The sequence below is a fragment of the Geodermatophilus sp. DF01-2 genome (assembly GCF_004571065.1).
GTDB lineage: Bacteria > Actinomycetota > Actinomycetes > Mycobacteriales > Geodermatophilaceae > Geodermatophilus.
Window position 1 is genome coordinate 20,437 of the sequence record NZ_SPQN01000022.1, and the last position, 16,593, is coordinate 37,029.

Consider the following 16,593-nt stretch of genomic DNA (forward strand, 5'->3'; position numbering starts at 1 on the left):
GTTCGCCTCTCGCTGAGCCGGGATGGAGTAGCCCTCGGGATCACCGTCTCGCTCGGTTTGCTCCTTGGTCGAGACGCGCAGGTACGAGACGGCGGTGGCCTGGACGTCGGGAAGGGATTGGCTGGTCACGAGCGCACCTCGGCTCTGTTGGAGGTTGACTGCGGATAGTCCTGATCCCCGTTGTCTGCGTTCAGGGACACCTCTGCATCCAGCAGACCGAGCTGCGCCAGCCGTACACGCGCGGCGCCCATAGGGACGTCGAAGCGGGCGGCGATGGCAGCTGCGTCGCACGTCCCGGTTGCCCAGACTTCGCGGACACGGGCCTTCGGCAACAGGACGCAGGTGGCGAAGTGGTCGGCAACGAGTTCAGTGTGGCGTTCGCAGCAGACCGGATGAGCCTCGACTTGGCGCAGGCCGGGGGCGCCGAAGTCGATGATGTGCTTGAACTCGTGCAGCAGCGTGAACCGTCGCTGTGGCCCGGAGTCGGTGGGATTGAGCCGGATGACCCACTCCCGGAGGGAGCCGTTCCAATGGCTGGCACCGGCTATCGGCAAGGTCGGATCGTCGATGACCCGGATGCGCGGGAAGGTTGTCACAACACTGGTCGGAACAGGCGCGATATTGTTGCCGGTCAGCTCCAGGAAGCGAAGCGCCTGCAGTTCGGCCAGGTGAATGGCCTCGGAGAAGCGGAGTGGTCGATCAGGGACGAGTGAGCGAATTTTGCTCAGGACACTAGGCGGCTGATCGTCCCTCACTTGTGATTGATGATGCATCGTTACCTCCCTTCCTTATTATGGACGTGGCGCCTACCGGTGCGCTATCACGTTTCGTCCTCTTTCTCGGCCGGTCCGGCACCGTCGTACTCGCGGGCGATGCGGTCGAAGTAGCGCTCCATCTCGATGACTGCAGCTTCGGGCAGCTCGGGATAGCGTTCGCGCAGGTAGGGAACAAGATGCGGTAAATCGCGGTGCATGGGGAAGCCGGCCTGGTCAAGGACGCTGGCCAGTGATAAGTGGAGCGTGTTGGCTATCCGGCTCAACAGTTCAATATTGGGCGAACTGAATGAGCCCCGCTCCAGTCGGATGATCTGTGAAACGTTGACCCCCACTGCTGCGGCGAGTTCGCGCTTGGACATCCTTGCGTCCTCGCGTGCTGCGCAGAGCCGTGCGCCCAGTTCGTGGCTCCTGGTGGTCATCATGCGTCCTATTTCCTCCATTGTTATCTCTTAGATTCTACGGGAAATGCTGCAAATATGCATCACTTCGGTACAATTCCACAACAGAACATAAACTGAGCTTTGCTTATCTACTTGGGGCGGTAGCGGCGGGGACGGTGAGCAGGCGACCAGTACGGCCGCTTGTTCTTTGTCCCCGCCGCCGTCGTGCACCGATGCCGTGATCAGCCGCTTGACCTCGGGGTCAGCTGGCTGCCGGCCCGGTCTTGCGGCCCTTGCTGCTGCCATCAGCCGGCTTTGCCCCGGTGGGGTTGAACAGGCTGGTGATGGCGGCCCGGCGGGCTTCCACCTCGCGCTCGATCTCGTCGAGCACCCCGGTTGCCTGGGCGGTGAAGTCCGGATCGGCCACGGCGAGGGCGATGTGCGCCTCGATGGCTCGCCGGATCTCATCGGTGATGGTGGTGCTGCGCAGTTGAGCGACCAGGCTCATCTGGGCGTGCATGTCCGGCTCCAACCGGATGGCCAGCGTCTTTACGCCGCCACGGGTGGGACCGTTGTCCGCGAGGGACATCGCGACCTCCTCGGTGCTGGGGTCCTTCGACGAGCTGCGGTATCGCAGCTCTGTGGGATCGAAGGGCCCGGTGCGCCGACGAGGCCGGTCGGGCTCGCCCCTGCCTTGGCGAAGCCCACCCCGGGTAAGCGGTCAGCTGTACCCGTCGAAGACGTAAGTGCCGCTGTGGTCCGGGGCGTCAAAGACCCAGAGCTGCCCGGCTTGCTCGAAGTCCCGCACGACAGCCTCGCCATCCAATCGGATGTAGGCCTGTAGCCAGTCGGGCAGTCGGGTCAGGCGGCCGTCGGCACCCAGGCTGCTCAGGAGCTGCCGCCCGAATTCCTCGCGGCTGGCGTAGCGGCCCATGTATGCCTCACGGAAGCGGGTCTCGTCCTGACTGCCGGTCCAATACTGGAAGGCGTACCAGGCCGTCTCCTGCTCGATGTTTCTCTGTGCTTCTTGGGTTTCACTGTTCACGTCACCTCCTCTCTTACTTAAGTTGCGCGGCTGCTGTCGGTGTCGGTGCGCTACGGCGGTAGCCCGTTGTGACCCGGCTGGCCCTCTGGGCTACCGCTCGGACTGCCGGGGCCCTTCGACTTGCGTTGTCTGTGACGCGCCGCGCGGGCGGCATCGATTCGCTGACTGGCCTGGGCCGCGTAGTCGGCGTTGAGTTCGATGCCAAGCCAATCGCGTTCCAGGTTCTCGGCGGCGACCGCCGTGGTGCCCGAGCCGATGAAGGGGTCCAGCACCAAGCCAGGCCTCTTCGGTGCGTCGCAGGCGCAGGCCGATTGCCGTCGCCGGCTGTCCGGCTGCTGTTCTTCCGCGACCCACGGCGCGCCGCATCGGTTGCAGACGAGTCTGGGACAGGCGGCCCGGATTACTCGGTCGGCGAACGTCAGCGGGAAGGTGGCGTGGTGTCCACCGCCCGAGCGGGCGCTGCCGATCGGCCAGACATCGCCAGGGTTCTTGCCGAGCAGGTGCCCGGGCCGACCGGTGGCTTGCAGCCGAGCCAAGCCGCTGGCGCCGAGGCTGTTGGGTCCCCGCCAGGCAGCACGTGCCTGCGAAGCTGGAGGACGGGAAGCTGCGCGAGCTCGACTGCGGTGTGGTTGGCGGATCGCATCAAGGTCGAAGTAGTAGCTCGGGCGACGGACGAGGAAGAAGACGACCTCCCAGGTAGCAGCCAGCCGATCCCGGACCGGACTGGGTACCGGGTTGGTCTTGCTCCAGACGATCTTGTTGCGAACCAGCCAGCCGTCTGCCTGCAGCGCCAGAAGAAGCCGGTCGGGGCCCAGGAGCAGGCTCTTGCGGGGCGCACCCTCGCGCGGGTGGGTGGCGTAGCTGTCACCGAGGTTCAGCCACAGGCTGCCGGTCGGTGTCAGGATGCGCTCGATCTGTCGGGTGACCTGCCGGAGGTTGCCGACCCAGCTGTCGATGTTGGTCTCCAGGCCGAGCTGGCCGGTGATGCCGTAGTCGCGAAGCCGGAAGTACGGCGGGCTGGTGACCACCAGATCGACGCTGGCGTCCGGCAGCCGGGCCAGCGTCTCCTGCGCGTCGCCGACCAGGACCTCGTTCCGCGGCCGGGACGTCGCGGCGTTCATTCCGTGCCTCCGCCGGTGAGCAGCGGCACTAAGTCATCCATGGTGACGGCGTGGAACAGGCCTGCGTCCAGGGAGCGGGTGCTGCGAAGGGCCAACCGGAAGTTCTCCAGGCGTCGCGCTGTCGGCAAGATCCAGATGATGCGTGGGAACAGTCCGGTCTCGGACTGCTCGGTACCGCTGGCCCGGTACTGGGCGTAGGCCTGGCACTGGCGAACGAGCGTCGGGATGCCCTCGGTGCCACGGTCGACCTCGATGAACCAGTGATCCTCGTAGGTGGCCGTTGCCGTGACCGCGAACAGGTCCGGCTTCAGTACCTGCCGGGTTCCCATCGGGTCGAGGTAGTGCCGCCAGCAGGTCGGCTCCAGCTCCAGGCTGAGCAGCTCCAGCTGCTGAGCCCGGACGGCGCCGAGCAGCGCCAGGCGGACGTCAGCGATGGCGAGGTAGTGACCGATGAAGGCGCCGCCGGGCTGACGGACGCGCACGGCGCTCCCGCGCCCTTCTCGCAAGCCCAGCAGCCGTTGGCCGGCGCTGGTGAGCATCCAGACCGACGTCGCCGACCCGCCACGCAGCCCGCCGACCCGGCGATCGAGTCGTTCGATGAGGTGATCGTCCTGCAGGCGGGCCAGCACGCGCCGACAAGTTCGCGCCGCAGAGATCGAGGAACGGTGGTCGGTGAACACCAACTGCTGGACGTGCTCGGTGGTCAAGAAACGGTGCCACTGCACGGTGCTGAGCACGTCAATGTCGCGGGGACTCAGCCGTGCTGACAGCGCCTGGAGGCCCGACCGCCCGGGACCGCGGCGGCGTTCAGGACAGCTCATGAGCGGCCTCCCGTGAAGCAGTCTTTCCGGGCAGTAGATGTGCCGGATTCGCCGCTGACCAGGCGGGTTGCCTCGGTAATCAGCGCTACGATCGGCAGCCCGATCGGTAGGCTGCTCATGCGTCCCTCCGTGGCCGGCGACCGCTGTCGGATCGGGTGTCAGGTTGGTCGATTAGTTCGGCGAAGCTGGCCTCGACAGCTCCCACCGGCTGGCCGTAGCGCTCGGCGCTGACCCGGCGCAGCTCGCTCCCCTCGCTAGTCGCTGGGGATGGCGGCAACGTCCGACCGGAGGCGTAGCGCGTCACTCGTCCGCCGCCGAAGAGGGAGGCGTAGACCTCGTACTGGCCGAGCGCGGTGAAGTCCTCCGGTACGAGCTCGGGATGTCCCTTGGCCAGTTGGACGGCGTCCTCGGGCGACAGCTGGAAGCAGACATGGGAGCGGGCGTTGGCGAGCACAGCCGTGCGCATGGCCTGCGGCAGCTGGCCGAGGTACTGGTGCGCCAGGGTGAAGCCGACTCCCAGGCCGCGGGCCTGCGCCAAGGCGTCCCCGAGGTCCGTCGGGAGGTGCAGGTAGTCCTGTACCTCGTCGATGTAGACCATGACCGGGTGTCGCCGCTCGGCCGGGATCGCCGCCCGCGCCTGGGTGTATTGCCAGAGTCCGGAGACCACCATCGAGCCGAGCAGGCTGGCCGCCTCCGGTCCCATGACGCCGCTGCGCAGCGGCACGAGCAGAATCTTGCGTTCGGTGAAGACCTGCTGCAGCGAGAAGGCCGGTGTGCGCTGGCCAAGCACCGCCCGCAGGCTCGGGTGCAGCAGCCACTGACGCAGCTTGTTCATGACGGGCGCGATGACAGCAGCTCGCTCGCCATCGCTGAGCCCCTCGTACCAACCCCAGAACGGACCAAGCCCGATCGGGTCATGCAGGCGCTGGGTGAGAGAGCGGCGGAAGCCGGGGTTCGTCAGTAGCAGCGGCAGCATGACCAGGCTGGCGTCGTCGCGGTGGCTCAGTGTCAGCAGGCAGGCGTGCAAGATGTCCTGCAGCCGCGGGCCCCACATCTCGGCGTAGAGCGCCTTGAAGACGCTCAGCACGTTGTCGGCGACCACTTCGGCCGACTGGCCCCTGCGCAGGAGCGGGTTGAAGCCAACCGGTCGACTGTCGGTGGGATCGAGCACGACGACGTCGCTCTGGCGGTGCTTCGGGATGCGCGCCAGGACGTCGTCGACCAGATCGCCCTTGGGTTCGATGACCACGACTGCTCGGCCATCGGCGATGTCCTGCTCGATCAGCCGGCCCAGCAGGACTGACTTGCCGACACCGGTCGGCCCGACGACATGCAGGTGGTGCAGGGCCGCCCGGGCGGACAGGGTCAAGGCGTCCGATGCACCGGGGGCGGCCGCGGCGGCAACGACCCGCCCGCTCCGCTGCGCCGAGGGAACGGGGGCGAGCAGCCGAGGATGGGCCGGGGGCTGCCCGGGGAGGTCGTCGCTGCCCAGCGGCCAGGCAGTGAGGGCGAGAACCTCTCGGACGTTGAGACGGAGTGGCCATATCCACGGCGTGCGCACCAAGTTGAGTCGTGTCGGTGGCTCCAGGCGGAGCTGTAGCCGAATCCCGGGCGCCTCACTGATGCGCATCGCGGCCAGCAGCCCGAGCAGTAGTCGACGCCGGCCGCCCGGGGTCTGCGCAGAAGCGCCGAGCCGCACCGTGCAGGCGAAGCCGTGGTCGCTGAGCTTCTCCCGCAGAGCGGTTCGCTTCTCGCTGTCTAGCGTCCCATCCCGTCCGCGCCACAGCGCCTCGTACCAGGGCGCCACCGTCGATGACGAACTGCGTGTCGCCACCGACAGGGGTACTCGCCGGGGCCCCAGGATGATCTGCACGACGAGCTGTTCACCCGCGTGCACGGAGGTCAGCGCCCCGAGTGCGGCCCGGATGACGGGCTCGGGATCTCCGCGGCCGATCGCTCGATGCCGCGTCGTGGCCCACAGGCGTGCCGCCGTCTGTACGGGTTTCCGCTCTCGGGCGGGCAGTAGAAGAGCGCCAGACGTTGACTCCGTCAGCACAGCGGTGACGTCGTCGAAATCCGACGTCTTCGCGCCGATCAGGTACCGGACGGACGTCCCCTCTGCACGGGCCTCCAATACCAGCTTCGGGCTGCGCTGGTCGGTCGCCCACCGGCGCAGCACACCCAAGGCCATGTCGGGTGTCAGCGGTCGGTGCCACACCAGAAGCCGCCAGGTCAGGGAGTCGGCGGGGGCGCTCATGAGTCCGTCCCGTCTGTCTCGTCTGCGTCCGGTGGTGCGCTATCGGGCTCGGTGGGCTCGGTGGCCGCCTGCTTCTCGGCCGCTGCAGCGGCTTCGTCGGCGGCTTGCATGAGCAAGGCCTTGGCGAGCGTGTGCAGATCGGGCGGGTTGCGGCGAACCGCGCGGGCATTAATTCGTCGTCGCCGATCACCTCCCTGATTGGTATTTCGATACGTTCTTGACATAGCTCCGCCCTCCTTTCCGCTCGATTGGTTGAGTGAAATGCTGCAAACTTGCAACAGTAAGAACTACTATCTGCTGCAAATATGCAGCAGTCAACGAGATGCGACGATTTCACAACAGCGACCGGAAGGCCGGCACTTCCGACTGCTCGCGGTTTACTGACGTACTTGCTGCTACACCGGAGCGAGCCCCCTTATGGCTGGATGCCGGTCACCAGCCGCGAGACCGGTTGTAGTAGCGCCAGACACACCACCCAATGACCATGACCCCAGCGACAACGGCGAGTACCGGGAGGGCCTCGAGCAGGAAGCCAGCTGCTAGCTGAAGAGCCACGGAGGCCGCCAGCACCGCGAACGCGAAGCTCACGATGCTGGCGCCCCATGACCGCGGCGGCTCACTCACGCTGCTGCGAGCCCCGGTAGCACGAGCTGACTGCGCTGAGGACTGACGTCTCCCCGGATCTCCATCAGGAGGGCGTGCTCCATGCCCTCGTTCAGGCAGCGCTCCACGAACTGTCGCTGATCAACCGGGAACCGCTTTCCGATCGCGATCAGGTGGACCTGGCCGACCAGGTCGGCGTGGAACATCCGGTACTCCAGCGAGTCCTGGCCGAAGCCGGCCTTCTCCAGCGCTGCCAGATGGATCATCGCCAGCTGGAGCTCCTGCGGGGGACTGAAATCCAGCCCCCGCAGGACGTGCAACACGTCATGCCAGAATCGCAGGGCCAGATTCACCTCGCACGAGGCGTAGATGACCGACTCGGTGTTCTCGTTGCTGACCGGCAACGACTCCCCGGTCTGCAGCGAGTGGTGAACCGCCCGCCGCAACTGCGGGTAGACGCTCGGGGCGTCCGCCCGCCCGTCCCAGGCGAAGCCGACGACTTCACTCGTGGCAGACGCCGCGTGCAGGATGAACTCACTCAGCTGCTGGCCGGCCCGTTGCTGGCGGACGGCGCTCACCGGTGACCGCCTGACCCCGGACGCTGTTCGTAACGGCGAGCAGTGGTCCGCATCGCTCGGATGGTGTCGTGGGTCTGCGTCCGCATGCGCTGCTCGGCTATGAGCTGCCGCCGGACGTTGTCGAGCGCACGACGATCCCTGGCGAGCAGGGCGCCTCTCGCCCAGAGTCCGACGAACACGCCGATGACGAGCACACCCAAGATGACAAGGATCAGCGTCATCGGGTCACCGTCGCCGCATATCGCGCCGCAGGTCGGCCACGGCATCGCTCATGGCGAGCGCGTGATCGTCTGCGAGCATGGCCAGCCGGCCCGACGCTTCCGGGACGAGCTGCTCCAGCTGCCGCTGGACCTGTGCCACCCGGACCATGTTGCTCATGGCACTGCCCGTTGCGGTGGTCAGGGCATCGATCTTGGCCATGACGACGTCGGTGTCGACGTCGATTTTGGCAATGCGGGCTTGGCCGCCGACGTGGTGCCGGCTGACCGTGCGGGCGGCGAGGCGTACATCGCTGGGCACGAGCTCGCTGCTGCGGTAGAGGCTGACGTCCTTCACGGTGACTCTCCTTGACTCCCACCCCGCCGTTCGGGGCGATGTCAGGAGTTCAGCGCTGCGCGGAGGGGATGCGCAGGGTGAAAAACTGGGGGAGTTCTCACCACCAGGCAGCGAGGAGGCATCGGTGCCCATCCCTCCGCCACCAGTCTCCGAGCGGCCACCCGAGCCGGAAGTCATCGCCAAGGCGCTGGGCCGGATCGTCCGGCGGGGTCTCCCCGTGACGCCGGGCACGGCAGACGACGACCTCCTGGCGCTCCGTGGGGTCTGGGCCCGCTCGATCGACCCGGATGACCGCGCCTACCGGGTGCAAGGGTTAGACCGGCTGCTGCGCGAGCTGTTGACCGACTATCCCGACGACGAGCTTCGCTCGGCCGCGCAGGTGCTGTTCGGCATGGCGCCCGGCAGCCGCGGCACGACGCTCACGAAGCGGCTAGAGCGCGTCGCGCAGGAGCAGTCGTACACGTTCGACCACGTACGCCAGGACATCCAGAAAAAGATCGTCCAGCAGGTTGCCTGGCTCGTGCACGTCGACAGCCAGACCTACACGCCCAGGGGTCGGGGCGTGCCGCCACCACTGGCTGTCTCCGGGGACACGCCGCAGATCGCCCCCGAAGACCTGCAGACTCGGGAGCGCCTGGAGCACGAGGTCGCGCTGTCGCACCTGTGGGCGCTCGTGTACGCCCTGCGTGCCGAGATCCTGACGGTAGAGCGTCACACACGGTTTCAGGACGAAGAAGGCGCCGAGCAGCGGCTCGACGTGGCGCGGCAGCGCCGGGACCGCCTGGTCGCCTCGCTGGGCCAGTCGATCGAGGACTACGTGGAGCGCTGGGGCGAACGCATCACCCACGGGGAGGCCGAGTTCGACGCTCGTCGGCTCGTCAGGCTCGCCGGATGGCGCGGATAGAAGAGACGCAGTCAGATGTGGTGGGGAAGCCGACCAGCTCGCTACTGCCTCGCCATCAGCTGGCGGGCGTCATGGCCGGCCGCCCGGGGTTGTCCGCCAGCTGAGGCGCGGGCGGCGGCCTGCATCCGCTGTTCGGCCATGAGCGGGCTGCTGAGCCGGTCGAGAAGCCGGCGGTTGCCGATGATGACAACGCCCCCCGCGCATAAGCCCGATGGCAAGGCAGCGATGAGTACGCCCAGCCAGCGCGCCGGGCGTCGGCGGGTAGCAGGGGAACGCAGCCATAAGCGTGATAGCACCGACTTGCCCTACGCTGCGGCCATGACGCGGGTGTGCTACCCCGAGGCCCGCGCGGACTACTTGATCGACTACGGCCACAGCACCGCACAAGCCTACTCGGGTGATCTTGAGTACCTGTACGACTGGGTGTGAGGCCAAGGATCTGGACTTATTCGAGCTGACGGAGCAGCAGTTCTGGTACCAGGCGCTCCTGCGGCGGCGCTCACAGCCGCAGCTCCGACCGCCGTCCGATGACCGTCCCGTCCAACATTAACGGGCCTACCAGTTTGCATTTCGCAGCAATCAGTAGCGAAGGAGCAGCGGCATGACAAGTGAGACCTTGATCGTTCACGACGGACGGGTGCCCGGCGGAACAGGCGCTGTTGTCCTGGCTCGTCTGCTGCGGCGTCAGGATGCGCGGCCAGTCACCGTCGAACATCTTCGCACCGGTCAGAATGCCCACTATTTTTGGACTGTCGAAGTCGACCGACTACTGCGAGCGGCTAACAAGGAGACCAAGCTTGTCCTCTTTGGTGTCACCTTCTACGACCTAGAATCTCAGCTGGCCAGCACCGCGATAGACAGCCTTCGCGAGGCCTACGGCGACATTGAGGTATGGTCCCATCGTTGGCCGGACGGCTACTCGCAGGCCGTGGGACACGTCAATATTCCGCCACAAGACATCGTCTACGGCCCCTTAGGATTTGGCCTAACGCCACCCGAGAAACGTCTTCTTCGACTCTCCTTGGTGGCGGCCCGAGCCGTACCTGTCGCAGACCTACAGGCGGACGTCGACCTCGCTAATGCCCTTCAGGACTGGGTCGGCGCCCATCCAGAGAATTGGGAACGACTCGTGAACGAGTCGGACCTCGAGTTGCTGCTACAGGAGGCGCGAGACTCTTTCACAAAGCGCGACCGCACAAATGATGCCGTCGTCGTCGAGAGCCATGCAGACTACCTTGAGATTGACATCGACGACTCCCAGGTCAGCAACGAGATAGCCATCATTGATGACATCCTGATACAACGGCACAGCTCCTCCCGGACGGTTGTCGTAGCATGGTTGGGAGCGAACCGAGTCTTGCTGTGCAGGCGTGATCCGCATCTTGACCTTCCGTCACTGCGCTGGCTCATCGATAGACGATTCCAACCACAGTTGCCGGTATCACTATGCGGTAAGGCGTACGGACCTCAGGATGCAGTCTATTTCCGGCTCGCTGGGGACGACAACAAAGCCACCTTACGCCAACCCCTGCGGGACCTTGCGAAGCAGCTCGCAGGAGCGACGACCGGCGGTCGCTACCTTACGGCCGCTCTGGCTCGTGACATTGCCAGCCTGGCCAACAACGCATTTCGATCACTCGACCTTACGGGCAAGTTCACACGCGGTAGTGCACCGAGTATCGAAGTTGCTGCGACTGATCTGTACGACTTAGCGCATACAAGTAGCCGGACGGGGGAGAGGAGGCGCACCCTTACCATGCCCATTAGGGTTCGCGGGCCGAAGGCCATCGCCTTCTTCTTCATCGACGGGGGCTACAACTTTCAAAAGGCTGAGCGTTTCCTCGAAGGGGCTGTGCTGGGTCTGGGTAGCCGTGGTGTGGCCTGGTTGGGGCTTCCACCGCAGTCTGGGCGACTCCGCCTTGATGTCCAGCCGATGCTAGGAGATGACCCTCAAGATGAGATTGCCGCCGTGCGTCAGGCCCTCTTAGAAGCGCGCGTCAAGTCCGTTGACTCAAAAGGGCTGGTTACGGACGAATCCGTGATTGGTCGATTCCTGAGTCACGTGGAATTGTCACAACTGGTAACCATCGCCGATTCGGAAACAATTGGCCCCTCAGTCGCGCATGCGCTCACGCTTATGGCCGCAGCAGATGCAGTGGCGGATGGAAGACGCGGAGCTTCCGCACTGGATCTCTTCGCCGGCAGCGGTGTCGCACACCGGCTCCTGTCACTCCGTCAGGTTCAGGTGACCTCCGTCGACCTGTACGTGTCCGCCAGCTCGGTCGGCCTGGAAGCAGCAGACGCAACCACCGGTCTGTGGCTCAGGGCCGACGCTCGGGCGGTGCTCGACCGGATGTCACCGCTGATTGAGCGCAATTTCGACGTCATCGGCTTAGACCCTCCCCACTCGGAATTGGTCGAGCTACTGTTCGGGGCGGAGGGCAGCGACTCCCTGGTGCACTTGTGCGCTCGACGGTCGGACCTCCTGGTCCTCTACCAAGGTCACAGCACCCAACGCGGTCGACTTGTGCTTGTCACGAACGGCTTGCGTGAGGCCGGCTGGGTTCATCACGCCATCTTGCAGGTAGAGGAAGAGATTATTGTGGTCGCGGCCACTGACAAACGGGACGAGTCGGCTTTCCGCGACCTAGTAAGTCGCATCGTTGGCGACGTGCAGCGGTGGTGTGATCGACACGGCATGGAGGATGTGCACGCCATGGAGCTGTCACTGTAGCAACTTGTGCTATGGACGACGCTGATGAAATGAGATTAAATAGGGCGATGAATGTTGATGATTATCGGATGAGCGGCTTCCGTCATATTCCAGCGGTGGCCACTCTCGGGGACTTCTTGCCACTTAGTGGCGAGTCCTCATCTCGGCATGCCGACATCCTGATTGGGGAAATTGCATGTCCCCAAGTTCTTTCATTGATCGAAGATGTGCCATGGCCTGGACGCTCACTCCTCAAACGCGTCGGGTTGGGTCGGGGGTTGGACCGACATGAGTGCGTAGACATCGCCACCGGCTTCATCCGGTACCACAGCGCCTTACGGGACTCGACAGATTGGCTGCTTCCCGAGTTGGTCGAGGTCATGACACATCAGGAGAAGTCCGAGTGGCATGTCTGGATTCTTGAAAACTACATACGCGGAAGCGCGCTGAACGACGTGACAGCTTCGCCGCGCCGCTCGTCCGATGATCGAGTTAAAGTCTACCGGCGGGTCCTCGGTAGACTGCTTAGTCATCCCAAACTGAACCAGACGATTAAGCTCGGCGACTGCGAGCTGTCGCTTATGTCGGTGGGTATAGATCTGAAACCCTCAAACGTGGTAGTTGCAGATGATGCGTGCGTCTTCCTCGTGGATCAATTTCCGCCGCTCTTGCTGGATGGTCAGGGAATCCCTCGCTATCATTGGAAGAAGTTGCACTCTTTCAATGAGGGTAAGTTGCTAGGGTTGTGCTTCACGCAAGGCGGCGCAGCGGTTCGGCTTCTCCGGCTACTACAGCTGCAAGTGGCTAGTACCGGCCAACGGCACCGGATACAAGATGAGTTCATGCGCGCACTGGCGGAGACGTTTCCCATGGGTGCGGACCGGCGGTTTGTAGAAGCTGAGGTCCACAACGACTTCCCTGTCCTGGATCATTTTTATGCTTGAGGTAGCACTCTCCTGTTATAGTGCTTTAAGTTGTGACTTCGGCGCAGGTCCAAATCGCCAAACTCTCTGCGACAGTGGGACATTTAAATCATGTGCCTAGTTCTTTTGATGTAGCCGTTGGTTGCGCCCATACGAAGGCGACGCCGGACCGCGGGAACACCCACCCGTCAAACCCGACTTTCACCCGCTGGCCCGGCACAGTCTTCGGGCTCTGCGAGACCCGTGTCCGCTCACTGCTGGCGATAAAGTCCACAACGTTGACGTACTCGATGCCGCAGTCGCTGTAGTCCAGCGCGATGTCGACGCCCTTGGTTGGCTGCTCAAGGTCCAAGTGCAGCAGGTGTCCGCGCACCGGCACGACCGTCTGGTAGGTGTAGGCGATGGTGACCGGCTGGCCCGCCTCGATGACCTCCCGGCCGATGTTGACGCTGTAGGTCTGTCCGTCTTGGCGCTCCGTTCGGCGGATCGGCCGCTCGTCGCCGTCGACGGCGAACTGCACCAGCTCGAAGGCCTCACGGCTGCCCGGCTTGATGCCGTGCCTGGGGTTGACGTACCAGACGGACGTCGTCGGGTCCTGGGTGAGCTCCCGGTAGTCGGCCCGGTCGTCGACGCAGGTGAAGCGCCGGACCTGCGTGGTCGGGACGACCGTGTACTCCCAGGTGACGGTAGTGACGAACAGCGGGGAGCGGGCTGTGCCCGCTCCCCTATCCATGGATAGGCGTATCGAGATGCGGGCGTCGTACCAGCGCTCGGTCGCCCGGATGGCCTGCTCGCGGATATCGGTGTAGACGTCCTCGGCGAAGGCCGCGTCGCCCAGTCGCAGCGCCAGGCTGTTGGTGACGATCTCGTCTAGCCGCTCGGGCGTCGCCACGCGGGCCAGGTCTTCCTGCTTGAAGGCGAAACCGTCAATGACGGCGTCCCGGATGGCCGGCGCTTCGCTGGCGATCACCCGCTTCAGTCGCTCAGCGGCACGTTCCTCGCTGTCCTGGCTGTCGAAGTAGGTGAAGACGACGGCCACGAGGCCGGTTGTGAAGAGCGCAGAGCCGAGGTCCGACACCGGCAGCCTGCTGAGCCATTGCCAGCTCGGCTCACCGACGCTCCAACGCGCCAGCACGATGAGGGCCAGCCCGACCACCGTGAAGATGGTCGCCAGCAAGGCGAGCTTCGTTTGGTATAGCCGGTGGAGTGGGTCGCGCATACGTTATTGCCCATTATGGCAAATGACTTGCGCTTTGACAATTGAGGAATGCCAAAACCGGGCATGAGAAGAGCGCCGCGGTGAGCGTACCGCCAAGCAGGCCCACCGCGGCGCTCCGGTCCTACGTCAGGATCGCGGTACCTAACCGCCGCCGCCGTTGTCCATGTCGGTCGCCACCCCGCCCTCCATGTCCGCCCCGTCAGGGCCAGCCGGCCGCCGGTCGACCGGCCAGGCCAAGGTAAGACGCATGGGCATGAGGCGCAAGAGCATGGGACGCATTGTCTCTGGTCGCAGGGTCGTGGGGCGTATGTGCTTGCCCGGTCATGCCCGTCTCTCCTGCCCCGGTCTCCAAGGCGGCCGTCCAGTTCGGCGAGCGAGTGCGTGCCCGGCGCCATGAACTCGGCCTCAGCCAGGAGGCGCTGGCGGACGCGAGCGGTCTGCACTGGACCTTCGTGGGCCAGGTTGAGCGCGGCCGGCGCAACCTGACGTTGCACAACATCCTCAAGATCGCCCGGGGACTCGGGGTCGACCCGGGGGAGCTGGTGCAGGGGCTCCGGCCGCCGCGCGACGAGACGTGACCGCCTGGTACCGGATCCATCCGGCAAGAACTGTCGTAGGCCGCCCCTAGCCTTCGCTGGGTGCGACCACGAGGCGCACATGTAGCGAGACGAGGAGTAACGCCCATGGCGCGCAAGGTCTACCGGGTCCTCCCGGCCGGCGGCTCGTGGAAGGTCGCGGGTCCGAGTGGTTCGGCGCTGTCCACCCACTACACCAAGCCGCCGGCGGTTTCCGCCGGTCAGGCGGCGGCGAAGGCGAACCAGCCGAGCCAGCTGGTCGTCCACAAGGCTGACGGCACATTCGAGTACGAGTACACCTACGGCGACGACCCCTTCCCGCCGAAGGGGTGACGCCCTGGCCGCCCTCCTCGCCTCTCGCAGGCGGTCCGTCGGGGAGGGCGGCCACCTCGGTGGAATGAACAGCTCTGTCATCCTCGTCTGTTCGGTGGGTACCGGTCCCGACATGCTCATCGTCATGAAACGTGCGTAGTGGTGCCGGCGTAACGGCGTTACCGAGAGGCGACGGTGTCTGGTCTCCCGCTCATCACAGGACGGGCCAAGGTGACGCGAGCACAATGGTGCCGTGTTCGATCCCTTTGCCGTCGGTCCCGCCGTCACGAGCGCCAGCGTAAGTGTCGCGACGCTAGTGAGGGCTGTGCGTCGAGATCGCCGGGCGGACTCAACTGCGGAGAGGTCGGTACTACAGGGCGTCACCGAGGTGCACCTGACGTTCCAGGAGGCCGCTACGGCAGTCCTGTACCGGTTGAATTACCTATCGAGCATAGGTTTGCCGCCGTCCTTGGTCGGAGCCGCCTGGACGTGGCCAGCGGTTTACCGAGCGACCAGGGACTTGCCGGCTGTCCTTGAACGGTTGCACTTGACGTTCGTGGCGGCCAGCACGACCGGTCCGACTGAGCTCTTGGCACCGGCGGAGGCTGTATTCACGGCCATCGGTGCTGCGTGCGATGTCTTCGCCACGCGTCGTCAGCCCGGTCGAGCGTTGTTCAGTGACCGTGTTGATCAGGCATACGAGCGCTTGGGTGACTACAGCCTTAATCTCCGGAAGTTACTGGCCACCGGCAAGTAAGTCAGGTCCTTGCTTGACAGTACGACAAACGTTATGGAACATCGGCGTATGGCTAAAAGGACGATCGTAACTTTCGTCGACGACCTCAACGACGAGCCTGCTGACACCACCGTGAGCTTCGGGCTCGACAACCAGGCGTACGAGCTGGACCTGACCGACAAGAACGCCGAGGAACTGCGCGACCTCATCGCCTCCTACATCTCAGCGGGCCGGAAGGTGTCGGCCGGCCGACGTAGCTCCGGTAGTGCACCAAAGGTGGCAAAGCCCGCTTTCTCCGGAGTCGACGGTGCTGCTGTCCGCGCCTGGGCCGCGGGGCAGGGCATCGAGGTGTCGCCACGGGGGCGCATCAAGGCCGAGGTCATCGAGAAGTTCCGCGCTGCTGGCAACTGACTTCGGGATCCACCCGAGCGGTGCAGGTCAAGAACGGGCTCCGACTTCCTTCAATGGTCGCTGGCGACGAGCCGGAGTCGCAGGAGGGATGGGCGCATGTCGTATCCACCGCGCCCGCAACTTCGCCCCCTGACGGAATTCGTTGGTACCAACCGTCCACGGCTGGACCCCGTCGTCCAGGCCCGCGTCGAGGCGTTCGTCCTCCGCGAGTACCGCTCAGGTCGGTCGCTCCGTGAGATCGCCGAGCTGATCGATCGGTCGCACTCAGCCGTGCGCAACATCTTGGAGAAGCACCGCGTTCATCGCCGTGGCGATGGGATAGTCGCTTGGCGCGGTACTGGACATCAAGACCTTTGAAGAATTGCAACAGCACCTCCCCGCCATGGAGATCTAAGGTCTCTGACTCCAACCTCTATTACAGAGTCGATAAGGCCGGATCGGCGACAATCGCTGCATGACAGGAACCATTACATGCATCAGAGCTGTGCGCGTAGCCGGAGAATCGATTCGAACTCCGAACTCAGCAGTAGGTCAGCCGCCTACTTCAACCAGAGCCTTCAACCAGAGCTCCTTGGGAATGCATAACGCTACCCCGACCCCAGGGAACCAGGAGGATACATTCTCTGGCCAGTGAGAAGTTCCACCAGGTCCTCATGATCATCCA

General features: G+C 64.8%; 18 protein-coding genes. 7 read left to right on the forward strand and 11 right to left on the reverse strand.

The window, feature by feature from the left end:
* Positions 1–125: 125 nt before the first annotated feature.
* From E4P41_RS08510 to E4P41_RS08555, 10 genes are all read right to left on the reverse strand, one after another.
* Positions 126–755, reverse strand: a complete 630-nt coding sequence (locus tag E4P41_RS08510) for an ImmA/IrrE family metallo-endopeptidase (protein WP_167760981.1) — start codon at positions 753–755, stop codon at positions 126–128.
* A gap of 65 nt (positions 756–820) precedes the next feature.
* A complete protein-coding gene (locus E4P41_RS08515; protein ID WP_135140525.1) occupies positions 821–1,216 on the reverse strand; it encodes a helix-turn-helix domain-containing protein in 396 nt (131 codons plus the stop codon).
* 202 nt (positions 1,217–1,418) lie between these two features.
* Positions 1,419–1,745 carry a hypothetical protein gene (locus E4P41_RS08520; RefSeq protein ID WP_135140527.1) on the reverse strand — a complete coding sequence of 109 codons (327 nt, stop codon included), beginning with the start codon at positions 1,743–1,745 and terminating at the stop codon, positions 1,419–1,421.
* Positions 1,746–1,877: 132 nt separating this feature from the next.
* Entirely contained in the window at positions 1,878–2,201 is a 324-nt protein-coding gene (locus tag E4P41_RS08525) for a hypothetical protein (RefSeq protein ID WP_135140529.1), read from the reverse strand.
* 50 nt (positions 2,202–2,251) lie between these two features.
* Positions 2,252–3,322, reverse strand: a complete 1,071-nt coding sequence (locus E4P41_RS08530) for a site-specific DNA-methyltransferase (RefSeq protein WP_135140530.1) — start codon at positions 3,320–3,322, stop codon at positions 2,252–2,254.
* On the reverse strand, positions 3,319–4,059 hold the full coding sequence (locus tag E4P41_RS08535; RefSeq protein ID WP_167760983.1) for a replication-relaxation family protein: 741 nt from the start codon (positions 4,057–4,059) through the stop codon (positions 3,319–3,321). Before E4P41_RS08535 ends, E4P41_RS08530 begins: the two co-directional genes overlap by 4 nt.
* 199 nt (positions 4,060–4,258) lie before the next feature.
* Positions 4,259–6,400: a type IV secretory system conjugative DNA transfer family protein gene (locus E4P41_RS08540; RefSeq protein ID WP_135140534.1), complete on the reverse strand. Its 2,142-nt coding sequence runs from the start codon at positions 6,398–6,400 to the stop codon at positions 4,259–4,261.
* A gap of 620 nt (positions 6,401–7,020) precedes the next feature.
* Positions 7,021–7,581, reverse strand: a complete 561-nt coding sequence (locus tag E4P41_RS08545) for a hypothetical protein (protein WP_135140536.1) — start codon at positions 7,579–7,581, stop codon at positions 7,021–7,023.
* On the reverse strand, positions 7,578–7,802 hold the full coding sequence (locus tag E4P41_RS08550; protein WP_135140538.1) for a hypothetical protein: 225 nt from the start codon (positions 7,800–7,802) through the stop codon (positions 7,578–7,580). Before E4P41_RS08550 ends, E4P41_RS08545 begins: the two co-directional genes overlap by 4 nt.
* 4 nt (positions 7,803–7,806) lie before the next feature.
* Positions 7,807–8,136: a hypothetical protein gene (locus tag E4P41_RS08555; RefSeq protein ID WP_135140540.1), complete on the reverse strand. Its 330-nt coding sequence runs from the start codon at positions 8,134–8,136 to the stop codon at positions 7,807–7,809.
* 124 nt (positions 8,137–8,260) lie between these two features.
* Between E4P41_RS08555 and E4P41_RS08560 the strand changes: the two genes are divergently transcribed.
* The 4 genes from E4P41_RS08560 to E4P41_RS08575 all read left to right on the forward strand — a co-directional run bounded on the left by E4P41_RS08560 (position 8,261) and on the right by E4P41_RS08575 (position 12,697).
* Complete coding sequence (locus E4P41_RS08560) at positions 8,261–9,040, forward strand: hypothetical protein (RefSeq protein ID WP_135140542.1); 780 nt, start codon at positions 8,261–8,263, stop codon at positions 9,038–9,040.
* A 138-nt stretch (positions 9,041–9,178) separates the two neighbouring features.
* On the forward strand, positions 9,179–9,469 hold the full coding sequence (locus tag E4P41_RS08565; protein ID WP_135140544.1) for a hypothetical protein: 291 nt from the start codon (positions 9,179–9,181) through the stop codon (positions 9,467–9,469).
* Between the two features lie 172 nt (positions 9,470–9,641).
* Complete coding sequence (locus E4P41_RS08570; protein ID WP_135140546.1) at positions 9,642–11,774, forward strand: hypothetical protein; 2,133 nt, start codon at positions 9,642–9,644, stop codon at positions 11,772–11,774.
* A gap of 11 nt (positions 11,775–11,785) precedes the next feature.
* Entirely contained in the window at positions 11,786–12,697 is a 912-nt protein-coding gene (locus tag E4P41_RS08575) for a hypothetical protein (RefSeq protein WP_135140548.1), read from the forward strand.
* A gap of 88 nt (positions 12,698–12,785) precedes the next feature.
* Here E4P41_RS08575 and E4P41_RS08580 read toward each other — a convergent pair whose 3' ends face one another.
* Positions 12,786–13,853 (reverse strand): hypothetical protein, encoded by a 1,068-nt coding sequence (locus E4P41_RS08580; protein ID WP_135140550.1) that lies wholly within the window; start codon positions 13,851–13,853, stop codon positions 12,786–12,788.
* Positions 13,854–14,218: 365 nt separating this feature from the next.
* Here E4P41_RS08580 and E4P41_RS08585 point away from each other — a divergent pair, with 365 nt between their 5' ends.
* The 3 genes from E4P41_RS08585 (at position 14,219) to E4P41_RS08595 (ending at position 15,929) form a co-directional block, all read left to right on the forward strand.
* The gene (locus tag E4P41_RS08585; protein ID WP_135140552.1) at positions 14,219–14,473 is read left to right on the forward strand and encodes a helix-turn-helix transcriptional regulator; all 255 of its coding nucleotides are present in this window, start codon (positions 14,219–14,221) and stop codon (positions 14,471–14,473) included.
* 105 nt (positions 14,474–14,578) lie between these two features.
* Positions 14,579–14,803 (forward strand): DUF2188 domain-containing protein, encoded by a 225-nt coding sequence (locus E4P41_RS08590; RefSeq protein ID WP_135140554.1) that lies wholly within the window; start codon positions 14,579–14,581, stop codon positions 14,801–14,803.
* A 769-nt stretch (positions 14,804–15,572) separates the two neighbouring features.
* Positions 15,573–15,929, forward strand: a complete 357-nt coding sequence (locus E4P41_RS08595; RefSeq protein ID WP_245177199.1) for an Lsr2 family protein — start codon at positions 15,573–15,575, stop codon at positions 15,927–15,929.
* Positions 15,930–16,593: the final 664 nt, after the last annotated feature.